We start from the raw sequence: 15,708 nt of genomic DNA on the forward strand, positions 1-15,708 counted from the left end.
ATAATATTCCAGTTAAGGTATTCTATTTTCAGATAAAATAAAAAAAGCCACCTAAAATAGGTGGCTATAATATGTCTATTTAACTGAATCTAAAACATCTTGAACAGCTTTTACATAAGTTCCAACTTTTATTGAAACTCCTGATACTGCATCAGTATTTCCATCATCGTTAGTTAATTTAACTTTTGAAAGATCAAAGTTATTTTCAACTATGAAAGCTTCTAATAATGCCATTTGTTCATGCCAATGTTTAGCTTCGCCTTCCTTCATTACATACTTACCTTCTTCAGAAGCTTTTTTCTTCATAGAACCATCTTCTTGTTTAACATCAACATTAACTGCAACTGGTTTTCCATGGTTAAATACAACTTTTGTAACTACCATATCTTGTTTCTTTCCACTTGGATCATATGGAGTTTCTGCTATTTTAGCTCCAGTGAATCCACTTTCTAATTCCTTACCTTCTTTAACTGCATCGATAACTTCTTTAACTGTATTAACATATGCACCAACCTTAATTGATACACCAGATACTGCATCTGTATTTCCTTCATCATTAGTTAATTTTACTTTAGAAGTATCAACTTTGTTTTCATTTAAGAAAGCTTCTAATAACTCCATTTGTTCTCCCCAGTTTTTAGCTTCGCCTTCTTTCATTACATAATTACCTTTTTTAGCTTCTTCTTTTTTCATTGTTCCATTTTCTTGACGAACATCTAGTGAAACCTTTACAGCTTCTCCATCCTTAAACTCAACTTCAGCTAGTACAACATCACCTTTTTTACCAGTTTCATCATACAATTTTTCATAAGTCTTTGTACCTGTGAATTTTTCACTTTGCTCTACATTAGATCCATTAGTATTTGTGCCTTCTTCATTCTTGCTTCCGCAACCAACTAATAAAGCAGTTGATAATAAACAAATTGCAATTATTTTTTTTGATTTCATAAAATTTCCCCCTAACTTTTAACTCAAAATAATTGTATAATTAGTTTGTACATTTTTCAATATGTTTGTTAATTAACAATCTATCTTGTTATGATAAATTATCTATCTTATATGCCATTTTTTGTTAAAATTTTAATAATATCTCACTTATTTTGATAATATCTCCATAAAACCATAAATTTATTATTAAAATACTATATTTCATGAAATCTACTAATTATTTTATCATTTTTTATCATATTACATTTTAATCGAATTACATACATATTATGCTATTTATTTAACATAATCTTTACTTAAATTTATTTTTGTAGAACTCATCTATATTATTTCTTATTGCATATATAGTGGCTTGTACTCTATCTTCTACATTTATTTTTTTAAAAATGTTTGTTATATAATTTTTTATAGTTTTTTCAGATAAAAATAGTTTGTCCGCAATTTCTTTATTTTTTAACCCTCTAGATATTTCATATAAAATACTTAATTCTCTATTCGTTAATAAATTTAGAGTATGATTTTCTTTATTTATAAAAGTTCCTCCACGCTTATAATCAGAAAATATTACTTTTACTAAAGATTTATCTATATACTTATCCCCTAAAAATACAGTTCTAATTGCTGTTACAACCTCAGCTCCTGCTGATTCCTTTAATATGTATGCATCTGCACCAAGATCTATAGCTTCCATGATAGTATCTTTATCATCTTCTACTGTTAACATTACAATTTTAATATCCATATGAAAGTTTTTTAAAGTTCTTAAAGTATCCAACCCATTTTTTATGGGCATATTTATATCTAACAATACTACATCTGGATTCTTATTCTCTATATCATCTAAGAACTCTTTTCCATTATTATATTGACCAATTATCATCAAATCCTCTTCAAAGCTAATTATTCTATTTAGTCCTTCTCTTATTAAATCATGATCGTCTACTACCATAACATTAATTCTACTATTACTCATCTTTTTTCACCTTTCTATTATTGGGAGTTTTATTTTATACGCAGTTCCTTCGTTAGGAGAAGATTTTATTTCTATTCTTCCTCCTAAAGACTTTACCCTTTCATATATACCTAATAATCCATAACAATTTCCTTTTGTTTTAGTATTTGCTAAAGTTTCTTTAAGATTAAAACCAATACCATTATCTTTTACAAATATAAATATATATTCTTTTGTAAAATTAATTCTTAAGTCTACTATTTTTGCTTTAGAATGCTTTTTTATATTATTAAGTATTTCTTGTATTATTCTATATGCTGCTATTTGTATTATTTTATTTATATCGCCTTGAAATTCTTCAACTGAATAATTAATTTGTATATTATTCTCTGAAGATACAATACCAATCATCTCTTTAATTGCCTCCGTTAATCCCCTCTCCTCTATAGATAAAGGTCTTAAATCATAGATTATTCCTCTAACTTCTTTTAAGGCCATTTTTACATTTCCTTTTACATCATCAAGTTCTTTTATTCCCTTTTCTAAATCTTTTCTCACTACTACCTTACAAAAATCTATTCTCATCATTGCATTGGCAATATATTGAGCAGGACCATCATGTATTTCTCTTGCTATCCTTCTTCTTTCTATCTCTTGTTTTTCTAATATATTAATTTCATTTATCATTCTAGAATTTTTATTTTCTTCCTTTAATTCATCTAGAATATTTCCTTCTAAATATCCAAGTGCAATATTTATTTGATTAACAGCACTTTCTGCCTCTTCAATACTTGAATAATATCTCTTTAGTGATCTTTCTAATGCATCTCTTCTTGTTATCAGTTCCTTTTCTTCACTTTGTTTAGTAATATACTTAACCCTTATTTCTAAAGCTTGTTCATAAATACTTTTAAAGCCTTCTTGATCAGAATACAAAATATTCCTAGACTCTTCTACTAGTTTAATTCTCATAGATTTATCAACTTTTTCTAAATAGTCTACCTCTTCTATCACTTTATATAGCTTTATTTTAACTTCATTCAATTCAGTTTTTTTTCTTTGAAGTTCATCTCTCATTTTATCTGAAATATTAAAAATTTTACTTTTCCCTAAACTTATTTCTTCGATAACATTATTAACAATCTCTTTTATATTGTTATCAGAGTATTTCATTTTCGACATAGCCTCCTAACATTTTCTTCAAAAAATTTTAATTATTATAAAAATATCATAAATTTATGAAATAGTAAAATATTTATATATAAAAAAATGTACTTTATATATAGCTACAAAAGCATATAATATAAAGTACACATTATAACGATTTAAATTGCCCATTTTTTGTTTTTAGTAAATGATATATTTAACCATTTCTTCAAATCAAAATGATTTGTATTTTTATCAATAATCTCTCTTACTTTATCCATATCCTCGATTGATTTTATTTTAGATTCATTAGATATAATAAAGTCTATTTCAATTCTTAATTCTCTTCCTATCTTAGCTACTCTTGATATTGAATCTTCTAAGTTATATTCCTTTTCTATCTCTTTTACTAAAGTTTTTATATCATAATTTATCTCTTCATTTGCACTTGAGTAAATAAGTTCCTTAAAGGCCTCTATTATAGATGTTAATGGCATTCTTAAAAATATACATGAAGATAATATTACCATACCTGGATCAACATACTTTGAAATACTTGCTAATCCTATATACTTAAGTAATATTGAAACTAAGAATCCAACTAATACACCTATACTCAGCATAGCATCCATAAGCCATTGATTACTCTCTACCTTTACAATTTCTGAATTAAGATTTTTTGATGTTTTTTTCATATATAAATATACTAATGTGCATCCAACAGAAGATATCAAGGCATACCCTAAAGCAAAACCTTCTTCTACATTATTTCCACCATTCATAACTTGCTTAATTGCTGATAACATAGTTATTGAACACATTATTAAAAGAACTAAAGATTTTACAATAACTATTATAGGCTCTACATTACACTTTCCAAAAGGATATTTAATGATATCCTTCTTATTAATAAAATTAGTTGCTGTTATTGCAAATAAAGCTAGTCCCAAACTTATAAATGAGTATAGACCATCAAATTGAATCATTTCAGAATTTATAGCTCATCCCCATGCTATACCTAATATAGCGAAGAACAATCCACCAAAAGCTGAAAATTTAAGCATTTTGTTTTCCGCTTTCATAATATCACTCCTTAAATCACATTCTTAATAACAGTTTACTATTATGAACTCTTTTACTCAACTTATTAATATAATCTATTAAATCTATTAATATGGGTATTTGCCTTTTCTTTTATAATTATAAAAAGCATAAAAGTACCTTACATTCAATATATTAATACTTATATTTATATTATTTTACCGTAAATTTATTAATCTCTTCATTCATTCCATTTGTATTTTCACTAAGTTCTTCTCCTACATTAGCAATCCCTTGTGCCATTATACTTAATTCTTTTGAGAAGTTTTTGATTTCTTCAGAAGATCTAGAAATTCCATCTAATAAATCTCTTGATTTTTCTATAGCTTTTAAAATTATATTCTTTTCTTCTAAAACAGTATCCATTTCATTATTAACAATTACTATTTTCGGGAATAGTTCTACTAAACTATTTACTATTTCATTAAATGATACTATTGAATTATCTATTACTTCAAATTGATTAAATAATTTATTATTAACCACTAAAGATAAAGCTTGTGCTTCCTCACCTTCATAAATTACATTTCTCAAAATATTATTTATATCTAAAGATGAACTTTTAACTTCCTCTGCTAGCTTTCTTATTTCATTTGCTACTACTGTAAACCCCTTACCACTTTCTCCTACCCTAGCTGCTTCTATAGCAGCATTTAATGCTAATAAATTAGTTTGGTCTGCAATTGAATCTATAAAAGTAGTTATATCTTTAATTTTACTATGAGAATTATGTAACCCTTCAAGTTTTTGATTCATGGTAAGAGATGAATCTTGTATATCTCTCTTAGATGATTGTAGCTCTATTAAAGATTTGTTATTTAAATCTAATTTATTATTAATTGATAATAACAATTTATTTATTTCACTTACAGATATTTTTACTTCTTCAATTAATTTTCCAAACCCATATAATAGACTATTAATTCTTTTTGTGTCTTCATTTTGAATAAAAATATTTGAATCTACTTCCTGTATTATTGCTGTAACCTCTTCAGCAGCTGCTGCCATTTCTTTACTAGAGTCAGATAGAACCCCTATACTTTCAATTTCCTTGTCTGAAGAAATCATTATCTTATCTATCATTATAGATATTTTATCTTGTAGTTTATTTATATAGTTTGCTATTAAATTGATCTCATCATTCCCTTTAATATTAATCTTATTAGTTAAATTTCCTTCTGAAATTGTTACTAAGCTACTAATAATATCTTTGACCTTTTTATTAATAGACTTTGAAATTAATAAAGACATTATAGAATATGTAAGTAGTAATACTAATGATATTATTGAAAGTTGTAATAAAATTGTATTTCTTATCATGATTATATCGGTAATATCATTACTTATTTGTAGTACTGAAATTATTTCTCCATTAGAAGTTTTCATAGGATAATAAACATTAATACTTGTTTTATTTTTCTCTTTCATCTCAACAGAAATTATCTCACCATTAAATGCTTTATTAGCCTCGTTAGCTATTTTTATTTTTTTACCAAAGTTAAGAAGATTGCTTTCTGTATCAACTAGTATTTCACCTTCCCCATTGCTATCCTTAATTAGTATTGAAGCGTAATTAATATTTTCATTACTTTTCCCATTTATTAAATCCTTTTTTAATTTCTCATAATCATAGCTACCTGTAATTTTATTTTTCAAAACTACTTCTATATCTGCTGTTGATACGGCCCCCCTTACATTCTTGCCATGTGTCATTACGTTTTTTTCTATAGAACTTAATAAATTGTCAAAATTTAATGTGTTAATAGAAAGGAGTGCCCCCATAGCTATAACAGTTACTATAATGGTTGTTGTAAGTATCTTTCTACCTATACTTTTCGACTTAGTTTCTTCTTTCTTTCTCTTTTTCAACATCATATTTGCCCCCCATTAAAATAAATATATTCTATAATTGTAATTATTTGCAAACATCTTGTAAATAAAAACATTTTATAAATAAAAAAAATATATAATATTATAGCATTTTTTACCATTTTTCATTGAAAAATTTGTCCATTCGAGTTAAACTATATATGTATGTATTATTTAAATAATAAAAGGAAGTTGGTACTTATGGAAAATAATAATCTTAACACTGAAACACCAAAGGAAGTGGTAGAAGGTAAAAAGAAAAGTACAATTTTCAAATCGAAGTTCTTTAAAATTATACTTATAGTTTGTTTAATCTTGTCTATTGGTATAGGCTATTGGTTTTTTAGGAATGGTAATTTAATTAATAGTTATAGTGATAAAGTTTATCCAGGAGCCTATATATTAAATAAAGATTTATCCGGATTAAATAGTGAAGATTTACACAATACTCTTGTTGCTTTACTTAATGATATAAGTAATAAAGAAATATCTGTAACTGCAAAAGATCAAAAGTTCAATATTTCTTATAAAGATTTAGATGCTAATATAAACTACAATGAGCTAGAAGAAGAAATCTTAAGCTTCGGTAAAAATGAGGGGTTCTTTAATAAACTTAACTTAATAAAAAAACCTACTAATAGAGAATATGAATTCGAAGTTCTTTTCAATGAAGAGAATTTAACTAATTTTGTATCTAATATATCAACTACAGTAGATGTTTTACCTATTGATGCTTCTATTAGTATTAATGGAGGAGTTAGTATTTCAAATGATTCAACAGGACTTAAATTAAATTCATCTGAATTGCTTGAAAATATTAAAAGTAAAATTAAAGATATGAAGGCTCCTAATATTGTAGAAGTTACTGGAAATATAGAGGTTGTAGAAGCAAACATAAAAGCCAGTACTTTGGCAACTGTTAACAATAAAATTTCTACTTTTACAACACATTATACCGTTGGTCCAAGTGGGACAAATCTTCAATTAGCTGCTAGAAACATTGACAATACTTTAGTTATGCCAGGTGAGGTATTTTCAACTGAGAAGGGTATTGGTCCAACAACTATAGAAAATGGTTTTGTTGAAGCTAACACTTATGTTGGTGGTGAAGTAGTTCCTGGTGTTGGTGGTGGTGTTTGTCAAGTTGCTTCAACTTTATACAACAGTATATTAAGAGCCGGTATAATACCTACTGAAAGACTTAATCATATGATGAAAGTTTCTTATGTTCCTATTGGCCTAGATGCAACATTAGCTGATAATCTTATAGACTTAAAATTTGTTAATGATTTTGACTATCCTATAGTAATAAATTCATATGCAGGTAATGGCACTTTAACTATAGAATTATGGTCTAATGATACTGTTAAAAACGGTATTACATATGAACCTGTTTCTGTACCTTTAGGTCCGTTAAGTGCAGATGCTTATTTATATGGATATAATTCAAATGGTGAACTAGTCTTTAATCAATATCTAGATAGAAGTACTTACCAACCACTTCCAAACAATTAGTAAAAAAAGATAATTTGCAGCTGCAAATTATCTTTTTTTATTACTCTCCTAACATTCCAGCTAGATACCCAGTTGAAAAAGCCATTTGTAGATTATATCCACCAGTTTCAGCGTCTATATCTATGACTTCTCCTGCAAAAAATAAATTATTAATTATTTTAGATTCCATAGTGGAAGAATTTATTTCTTTTACGCTAACCCCACCACTTGTAACCATAGCGGCTTTTATAGTAATAGTATCTTCTATTGTTAGCTTCATTTCTTTAATATATTCTATTAATTTTAATTCATCTTCTTTTTTTAACTCTGCAGTTTTTACTTCAGTTAAGTTTAAAATATTTAATATCTCTTTTATAAAATTTTGAGGTAAATACTCTTTTAAATTATTTAATATGCTTTTATTATTACTTCTTATTATATTAGATATTTCTTCTTTCGATAGATCAGGTAAGAAATCTATTTTTATATCAACTTCTCTATCTTTTAATATTTTATTTATGTAAGAAGAAAACTTTAATACACCTGGACCTGATATTCCAAAATGTGTGAAAATCATATCTCCTTGTCTTTGAATTTTTTTCTTTTTTATTGTAGTGCTTATTACTACTTCTTTCATAGCTATACCTTGAAGATTCTTAACAAAACCATCTTTAGTAACTAAAGGTATTAACGCTGGATAAAAATTATTTATAGTATGACCATGTTTATCAAGTATTTCAAACATACTCCCATCAGAGCCTGTTGTAGGGTGACTCTTTCCACCTGTTGTAATTATAACCTTATCAGCTAAAATATCATTTCCCTCTTCAGTTACTATACCTTTAATTGTATTTTCTTCTATTATTAAATCTGCAACCTTAGTATTATAAAAAACTCTTATATCATTTTTCATAAGATCTCTTTTAAATATTTCAATTACTTCATCTGCCTTATCACTTTTAGTAAATACTTTTTGATCATATTCAACCTTATACTCCAAGCCCTTACTAGAAAAATACTCTAATAAATTTGTATTAGAAAAAGTATAAAGTGCACTATATAAAAACTTTTTATTAGTAACTATTTTATCAAAAAACTCTTCTATATCTCTATTATTGGTGATATTACATCTTCCCCCACCAGTAAGCTTTAACTTCTTACCTATTTCGTTATTTCTTTCAATTAAAATAACCTCATTATTTTTCGAAGCTGAAAGTGCAGCCATAATTCCTGCCGGTCCAGCTCCAACTACTATAACCTTTGACATATCGTTTCTCCTTAATTTTATCTAAATCTTTGAAATCTATTATATACTAAAAATAAAAAGAGTGAAATATAATATTCCTTCTAGTGTTTTTATAAAAACTAAAAATACTATATTTCACACAACATATTTGTTTTAACTTTTTAATTTATCCTTTGAAATATTAAATGCAAATTTCCATAATAATAAGTCAACTATAATTAAACAGATTAAGTATATAAATATTAATAATATATTTTTACTAATCAAAAAGTGAATAGCAAGAAGCATAATAATACCCCCAAAAGAAACCATTAAAGCCAACATACTTTCTCCAGTATTAGTTGCCTCAAACTTTTTCGAAAATGGAAACTCCTTCTTAAAAACTCCAAAATTTATTATCATTAATAATATAAAAACTAAAAATGCTACAATTAAATGAATAATCACTTTAGGTCCAAATATGAAAGTAAATATAATAGAAATAATTATATACGGTCCTAACATAAGTTTATATAAAGCACCTTTTATTACACCTCTAAATATTGATGATGTATTTCTTATTGGTGCAACTTCATATATCCATGCACCTAAATATTTTTCTGAATATCTAAGCATAACAATAATATTAGGAATAACTAGTGCAAATGCATATATAGATAAATAAAATCTTGAGTTTCTTAAGCCTTCGAATATTTCACTTCCATTACTACTTACCCCAGGAAAAAGAAAAATTAATGGTAAAACTATTCCTAAAGCTAAATTTGGATAAATCTTAAGCTTAAATTCTCTTTCTGAATTCATAATACCAAGAGAAAAATTGAAAAATGCTCTTTCTGTATTATCATTACAAAATATATTATTAATTTGTATCCATAACTTATTTTTTTCTTTTACTTTATCTTCATTATTATTTAACTTTTGAAGATTCCTCTCAAAGGATGGTATTAGTTTTATATAAATAATAATAGATGCTATTGGAACAGTTATAGCTAAAACACACATTATTATCTTTAATAATGTAATTCCCTCTCCTGAAATAATAGATAATGGTGCTGAAAACCACATTGGTGGTATTAATAAATGCCATAACTTTTCATTATAAGTAATATTAAAAGTATCGATAACTCCAAAGAATCTTGGGACTATTTGATAAAGCACTACCATAAAGATACTTAATGCAATTTGTACATAATTAATTATATCTTTAAGCTTTTCCCCATCAAAGAATTTTAACACTAAAAGATAAGCTAAAGCAGTTATAATTATCATAAATATGTCTAATAATATAATCTCTAATAAGAAGATCAAACTATATCCTACTCCATATTTAAAAGATATTATAAAAGAAACCCCTACTAAAGCTAATGTCAAATAAAGCATATAAATAAAAACGTGAGTTATTTTTGCAGCATTTATAGTTTTACTATCAACACCCTTGGTATATAATATATTTTTATCTCTTACATCTAATATTACATAAGAAAAATCTGAAATAAAAACCATTAAAACCATAAACATAATTGCTGTAAAATACACTGTCATTATATACATTTTATTAATATTAAATATAAGCATAAGACCTATAAAGGTTCCCAAAAAAGCATACATAATTAGTGCTTTGTAAAATTCATTAGAATCTTTCTTACTTTTTCTAGTATCATTAAAAACAGTTGCTTTTCTTCTTCCATCCATAGTTAATTTTATATTTAATATTAATCTAAACATATCATAATCCACACCAGCTTTTTTATATAGAAAAGATAGCTTGTCTACGATTTTCAAAACCTTAAATTCTTTCATGACTATACCTCTTTAACTATTGAAATAAAACTTTCAGCAAGTTCTTTATACTCATGAAAACCAGTAACTTCATTGAATATATTTTCAAGAGAACTTTCTTTATAACTGTTTTTTAGTTCTTCAAAATTACCATCAGCAACTATTTCACCATTATTTATTAAAATAATCCTATCACTTATTTTTTCTACTACCTCCATGATATGTGATGAGTAGAATACAGTCTTCCCTTCATTTGCAAGATGTGCTAATATCTCTTTTATAATCATTACACTATTGGCATCTAACCCACTTAGCGGTTCATCTAAAAATAGAACTTCTGGATTGTGAATTAAACTAGATATTAAAATAAGTTTTTGCTTCATTCCTTTAGAATAAGATGAAATTCTCTTCCCATATGCATCTAAGATACCTAAAATCTCCATTAATTTTTTCGCCTTTTCATCTGCTCTATCATAGTCCATACCATAAAGTTGTCCAACAAATGTCAAATATTCCTTTCCAGTTAAACTATCATAAATTTCTGGCACTTCAGGTACATATCCTATTCTTTTCTTATAACTTTCATCACTTTTTGATATTTCTTCTCCAAAAACTTTTATTTCTCCTGTATAACCTTTAAGTAATCCTAGTATTAATTTTACAGTTGTACTTTTCCCTGCTCCATTAGGTCCAATATATCCTATAATGCTCCCCTTATTAACTTTTAAATTAATACCTTTCAAAACCTCTTTATCTGCAAAGCTTTTTCTTAAATCAATTAACTCTAATACCGTAGTATTATCCATATTATCACCCCTTATATAATTTTACCCAATATATACCAAATTGTAAATTTATAATTTAGCTCTATTATTTTTTTCGTCATATAAATTATATGTTAGTATAAAGTTTCTTTTCATTATTAATAGGTCTTCCATATCATTTAAAAATTGTAATAACTGTGCCCTATTTTCAAACTCTTCTCTAGTTTTAGGCAATGCCATTTTTCTAAACCCTAACTTCAGTAATTTTAGTTCTTCTAAAAGTTCTCTGCAATCATTTTTATCTTTGATTTGATCAGCAACATTTTTAGTAAATTTTGATATCATATGAGTTTGTTCAAAGGACATATAAAATCTTTTGAAATGTGATCTTAATTTTTTAATTATTTCAAACTGATTTTTTCTCATATTCATATAATCTACATAATAGTAGTTACCTTTAAAAAAATTATTATTATAAATCTTATATGCCCTTTCTAAACTTTCATTTAACCTATTTTCTATATCTCTAATAATTATTTCTTCATCCATATCCACAGTGTAAGTCAATAAGGACTTAGACATTTTAGTTAATATAAGTCTATAGCTTTTTTCTATATACTCCTTATCCTTCTCAAATTCGTGATTTAGTGAAGGCATATATAAATTTGCTATAGAAGCTACCCCAACTCCAATTATCATTATTAAAAGCTCATTTATTATTAATTGTTGTGATATTTCGTTTGCTACTAGTATATGAGTAGATAAAACTACAGCTGGTACCATGCCTTCTGATATATTAAATTTCGATGTGAAAGGTATAAATATTAATAGAAATAATGCAAATGTTATAGGATTTTGTCCAATGAATTTATATATTACCAACGATAGAAAGATAGCTATTGTACATGCTATAATTCTATTTTTACCAACTATTAATGCCTTTTTTCTAGTGTCTTGAATACTTAAGATGGCAATAACAGCTGCTACAGTTGAAAACTCTAAATTTATAAAATTTGCTAAGACTAAGGCAATTGTAGCCGATATAGACATTTTAAATGCTAAATTATATATATATTTCAAACAATCCCCTCCCTATTAAAATTTTCTTTTAGCATAACCACATCTTTTGCAAAGATCTTCTACTGCACGTCTTTGTGAAAATCCATCATATATATCTCTAGCTCTTTTTGAATTAATTATATCTTCAAGATTTTCTTTAAATATATTTCCTAAAGGTATTTTCCCCTCGCTATCTAAACAACAAGGTACTACAGTACCATCTAATAAAATTCCTATTTGATCTCTTAATCCATGACAGAAAACTTCTTCACTTATTAGTGAAATAGTAGAATCAGGCCAGTTAAACTTTTCAGCCATATTTAAGTAAACTCTATCCTTTAGTTTAATTCCCCTTTTATCTAATAAAGCATCCTTTATTGAAAATTCAACTTTTAGCTTTTTTTCAATCATTTTCAATATATCTAAATTCAAATTATTATTTGCTTTTAATTCTTCAGTATCAATATTCCACAATCTTAGAGAGCATATAATTTCAGTTTTTTCATTTGCTTCCTCAATGAATTGCAAAATGTCATTTATATAATCATTAAAACTTATATTATTTTCATTTGCCTCAAAACTATGAAGTGAGATATTTATTTGCCTAACTCCAGCAGAATTAATTAGTATATCTTTTACCTTATTTATTAAAGTTCCATTAGTAGTTATATTTACATTTATATTTGCTCCTTTTGCTATCTTAATAAAACTTTCTAAATTCTTATTTAAAAACGGCTCCCCCATTAAGTGAAGATATATATGATTTGTGTACCCTTCTACCTTATCTATTATTTCTTTAAAAGATTCTATATTCATAAATCCTAGCTCTCTACTAGTCTTAGGACAAAAATTACAGCTTAAATTACATATGTTGGTTGTTTCTATATATATTTTTTTAAATCTTGGCATTACTAATCTCCTTTTTTCTTTTATAAAATTAATTTATCATATTCTTTTCATTCTTCCAATATATTTAATATTATGATGTATAGATAAATAAAATAATAGATAAGGATGTGAAACAGATTTGGATCCATACAAAGTTTTAGGAGTTTCTCCAACAGCTTCTAAAGATGAAATAAAAAAAGCTTATAAAAACATATTAGAAGAATATGCATTAGGTAATTCTTCTATTGATTCTAGGCCTTTAGCTGAAGGTGTTATTAACGATGCTAACATGGCATATGATGTTTTAGTTAATGGAGCCTTCTATAAAGAAATTAGATCCTATATTGATAATAACAATATTGCAATAGCAGAAAGTAAGTTGAATCTATTAGATTTGAAAACCTCAGCAGAATGGAACTACTTAATGGGATTTGTTTACTTCAAAAAAGGTTGGTTTGATATTGGAATTCAGCATATACTTAAAGCAATTGAGCTAGATCCATCAAATAATGAATATTCTAGTACTTTGACAACACTTAGGAATAGATCCGGTGAAATTATTAATTATTATCAAAAAAATAATAATCAAAATCCTTCACAAAACAACAATCAAAACAATTCACAAAATAATATGAATATGTGTGGTGGAGGTAATAATATGGGCGGTGGAGGCGGTGGCCTCTGTTAATCAGAAGCTGTTACAAAATATTTATAGTAATTTTGTAACAGCACCAAATTAAAAGTGTAGAATGCAAAATATAGAATTATTAATATAATTTGTTCTAAATTACTAAAAATATATAAACAAAAAAAACTCCTTAAGGAGTTTTTACATAAATTTTGCATTTTACATTATTCAATTTTCATTAGTCAATAGATTAGTATACTTAAATATAGAATTACTCCAATTGAGTTATTAATCTCCTCATTACATCCTTTAGCTTTCCTTCTCCTACTTCTTCATTAACTCCTGCAATTACTACTCTTATATCATTTTCTGATAAATCCCATTTATAAGCTTTCACATCTATTATAGACTCTTCTGGTAATAATTCTTCCATATCTGTAGCTAGTTCTTCGCTTAAGCTCATATATTCATCAAATAATTCATCTTCATTTAAATCGTCTATATTATAGTCATCACGAATGATTTCATTTAAAATATCTATGGATACACTTAGGTTATATGCAAAGGTGTCTTCTCTCTTAGTTCCTTTACTCATATCCTTTAACACTTTAAATTCAGAGTTTTTTTCTATTTTTTCTTTTATTTCTTCAGTATCAACTACTTTTCTTCCAAAAGCTATATACATAATTACCTCCACTTTATAATTTCAAACTATTTTCTATAGATTCCTTAATTAATATCTTTAGTTTAGTTAATGAAATATCCATTACAAATATAAATAATAACACAGATACAATTATTATAATAGTAAGATTTAAAAATCTATTTATTAAACTTGCAACTAATTGATGTATAAATTCTGAAATAACGATTATATAATCATTGCCTATACCAATTTGTTTATGAAAAAGTAAAATTCTCTTAATTGCTAGAAATATATCTTTGTAATATAATATATTTATTATAATATTAAGAGGTGTTAATATGAAATTTTTACATGGAATATATGGTATTGATTTATTATCTTTAGTTTTATTATTAGTAGCTTCACTATTTAATATCTCAAGATATACAAATTTTATAGGATTTGCTCTAGTAATAATATCGTTATTAAGAATTTTTTCAAGAAACATTGCTAAGAGACAAGCTGAAAATAATTCTTTAATTACTTTTCTAAATAAACCTTTATCTAAGTTAGGAGTACGAATCCCATACAATAGTCAACCAATTGATTTTACTAGTTTTTCATATTCATTTAGAATAATTAAAAGTAAACTTAATGAAATGAAAAATTATAAAATCACTAAATGTCCACAATGTGGTCAAAAACTAAGACTACCAAGAAAAAAAGGCAAAATAGTTGTAACTTGCAAGCGTTGCTTACATAAATTTGATTTTAGAACTTAAAATATACATTGAGCTATATTAAATAGTTCAAAATTAATAATGTAAAATGTAGAATTACTGAAAACATATTAGTTCAAGAAACTCCGAAAGGAGTTTCTTCTTTAATTTCTTCATTTTTTCATTTCTTCATTTTTTCATTTCTTCATTTTTTCATTACTCTTATATAATATCTACTCCTCTTGATGCAACATATATTTCAAACCATTAACCTCCAGTAACCATGAATTATTATAGAAAACTCTAGGTCATCTCCCAACTTAACAGTATCCAAATTTGTACCTCCTATATTTATCAATAAATAAGTTAATTATGACATATACGAATATTCTTATTCAGCTTATAAATATTGAAAATGGTTAAACTTTCCTTAATGTATTTGCTTAATTCTGAGCAAAATATACTAGGTCTAAATAAAGGAGGTCAAATA

The 15,708-nt window shown here is 25.9% G+C and carries 14 protein-coding genes; 3 read left to right on the top strand and 11 right to left on the bottom strand.

What is annotated here, in order from left to right; all coding sequences use genetic code 11:
* Positions 1 to 75 precede the first annotated feature (75 nt).
* The 5 genes from QK892_RS02170 to QK892_RS02190 form a co-directional block, all read right to left on the bottom strand.
* Entirely contained in the window at positions 76 to 948 is an 873-nt protein-coding gene (locus tag QK892_RS02170) for a hypothetical protein (RefSeq protein ID WP_317271881.1), read from the bottom strand.
* A gap of 292 nt (positions 949 to 1,240) precedes the next feature.
* A complete protein-coding gene (locus QK892_RS02175) occupies positions 1,241 to 1,921 on the bottom strand; it encodes a response regulator transcription factor (protein ID WP_317271882.1) in 681 nt (226 codons plus the stop codon).
* Positions 1,922 to 1,927: 6 nt separating this feature from the next.
* The gene (locus tag QK892_RS02180) at positions 1,928 to 3,073 is read right to left on the bottom strand and encodes a sensor histidine kinase (RefSeq protein ID WP_317271883.1); all 1,146 of its coding nucleotides are present in this window, start codon (positions 3,071 to 3,073) and stop codon (positions 1,928 to 1,930) included.
* Between the two features lie 152 nt (positions 3,074 to 3,225).
* Entirely contained in the window at positions 3,226 to 4,032 is an 807-nt protein-coding gene (locus tag QK892_RS02185; RefSeq protein ID WP_317271884.1) for a cation diffusion facilitator family transporter, read from the bottom strand.
* 268 nt (positions 4,033 to 4,300) lie between these two features.
* On the bottom strand, positions 4,301 to 6,022 hold the full coding sequence (locus tag QK892_RS02190) for a methyl-accepting chemotaxis protein (protein ID WP_317271885.1): 1,722 nt from the start codon (positions 6,020 to 6,022) through the stop codon (positions 4,301 to 4,303).
* Between the two features lie 195 nt (positions 6,023 to 6,217).
* Between QK892_RS02190 and QK892_RS02195 the strand changes: the two genes are divergently transcribed.
* Positions 6,218 to 7,531: a VanW family protein gene (locus QK892_RS02195; protein WP_317271886.1), complete on the top strand. Its 1,314-nt coding sequence runs from the start codon at positions 6,218 to 6,220 to the stop codon at positions 7,529 to 7,531.
* 40 nt (positions 7,532 to 7,571) lie between these two features.
* On the opposite strand, the gene QK892_RS02200 is transcribed toward QK892_RS02195, so the two are convergent.
* From QK892_RS02200 to QK892_RS02220, 5 genes are all read right to left on the bottom strand, one after another.
* Complete coding sequence (locus QK892_RS02200) at positions 7,572 to 8,777, bottom strand: BaiN/RdsA family NAD(P)/FAD-dependent oxidoreductase (RefSeq protein WP_317271887.1); 1,206 nt, start codon at positions 8,775 to 8,777, stop codon at positions 7,572 to 7,574.
* A gap of 132 nt (positions 8,778 to 8,909) precedes the next feature.
* On the bottom strand, positions 8,910 to 10,556 hold the full coding sequence (locus QK892_RS02205) for a hypothetical protein (protein ID WP_317271888.1): 1,647 nt from the start codon (positions 10,554 to 10,556) through the stop codon (positions 8,910 to 8,912).
* Positions 10,557 to 10,558: 2 nt separating this feature from the next.
* Positions 10,559 to 11,341, bottom strand: coding sequence for an ABC transporter ATP-binding protein (locus QK892_RS02210; RefSeq protein WP_317271889.1), 783 nt, complete (start codon positions 11,339 to 11,341; stop codon positions 10,559 to 10,561).
* Between the two features lie 48 nt (positions 11,342 to 11,389).
* Positions 11,390 to 12,379, bottom strand: coding sequence for an aromatic acid exporter family protein (locus QK892_RS02215; protein ID WP_317271890.1), 990 nt, complete (start codon positions 12,377 to 12,379; stop codon positions 11,390 to 11,392).
* A gap of 15 nt (positions 12,380 to 12,394) precedes the next feature.
* Positions 12,395 to 13,267 carry a radical SAM/SPASM domain-containing protein gene (locus tag QK892_RS02220; protein WP_317271891.1) on the bottom strand — a complete coding sequence of 291 codons (873 nt, stop codon included), beginning with the start codon at positions 13,265 to 13,267 and terminating at the stop codon, positions 12,395 to 12,397.
* Positions 13,268 to 13,385: 118 nt separating this feature from the next.
* On the opposite strand from QK892_RS02220, the gene QK892_RS02225 reads away from it, so the two are divergent.
* A complete protein-coding gene (locus QK892_RS02225) occupies positions 13,386 to 13,934 on the top strand; it encodes a J domain-containing protein (RefSeq protein WP_317271892.1) in 549 nt (182 codons plus the stop codon).
* Between the two features lie 211 nt (positions 13,935 to 14,145).
* On the opposite strand, the gene QK892_RS02230 is transcribed toward QK892_RS02225, so the two are convergent.
* A complete protein-coding gene (locus QK892_RS02230) occupies positions 14,146 to 14,559 on the bottom strand; it encodes a hypothetical protein (protein ID WP_317271893.1) in 414 nt (137 codons plus the stop codon).
* Between the two features lie 299 nt (positions 14,560 to 14,858).
* On the opposite strand from QK892_RS02230, the gene QK892_RS02235 reads away from it, so the two are divergent.
* The gene (locus QK892_RS02235) at positions 14,859 to 15,281 is read left to right on the top strand and encodes a hypothetical protein (protein WP_317271894.1); all 423 of its coding nucleotides are present in this window, start codon (positions 14,859 to 14,861) and stop codon (positions 15,279 to 15,281) included.
* Positions 15,282 to 15,708 lie beyond the last annotated feature (427 nt).

The organism is Clostridium lamae, assembly GCF_033043255.1.
Classification (GTDB): Bacteria; Bacillota; Clostridia; order Clostridiales; family Clostridiaceae; genus Clostridium; species Clostridium lamae.

Excerpts from the sequence above, each read along its gene's own strand:
- QK892_RS02170 (WP_317271881.1), bottom strand. The coding sequence starts at position 948 with ATGAAATCAAAAAAAATAATTGCAATTTGTTTATTATCAACTGCTTTA.
- QK892_RS02175 (WP_317271882.1), bottom strand. The coding sequence starts at position 1,921 with ATGAGTAATAGTAGAATTAATGTTATGGTAGTAGACGATCATGATTTA.
- QK892_RS02180 (WP_317271883.1), bottom strand. The coding sequence starts at position 3,073 with ATGAAATACTCTGATAACAATATAAAAGAGATTGTTAATAATGTTATC.
- QK892_RS02185 (WP_317271884.1), bottom strand. The coding sequence starts at position 4,032 with ATGATTCAATTTGATGGTCTATACTCATTTATAAGTTTGGGACTAGCT.
- QK892_RS02190 (WP_317271885.1), bottom strand. The coding sequence starts at position 6,022 with ATGATGTTGAAAAAGAGAAAGAAAGAAGAAACTAAGTCGAAAAGTATA.
- QK892_RS02195 (WP_317271886.1), top strand. The coding sequence starts at position 6,218 with ATGGAAAATAATAATCTTAACACTGAAACACCAAAGGAAGTGGTAGAA.
- QK892_RS02200 (WP_317271887.1), bottom strand. The coding sequence starts at position 8,777 with ATGTCAAAGGTTATAGTAGTTGGAGCTGGACCGGCAGGAATTATGGCT.
- QK892_RS02205 (WP_317271888.1), bottom strand. The coding sequence starts at position 10,556 with ATGAAAGAATTTAAGGTTTTGAAAATCGTAGACAAGCTATCTTTTCTA.
- QK892_RS02210 (WP_317271889.1), bottom strand. The coding sequence starts at position 11,341 with ATGGATAATACTACGGTATTAGAGTTAATTGATTTAAGAAAAAGCTTT.
- QK892_RS02220 (WP_317271891.1), bottom strand. The coding sequence starts at position 13,267 with ATGCCAAGATTTAAAAAAATATATATAGAAACAACCAACATATGTAAT.
- QK892_RS02230 (WP_317271893.1), bottom strand. The coding sequence starts at position 14,559 with ATGTATATAGCTTTTGGAAGAAAAGTAGTTGATACTGAAGAAATAAAA.
- QK892_RS02235 (WP_317271894.1), top strand. The coding sequence starts at position 14,859 with ATGAAATTTTTACATGGAATATATGGTATTGATTTATTATCTTTAGTT.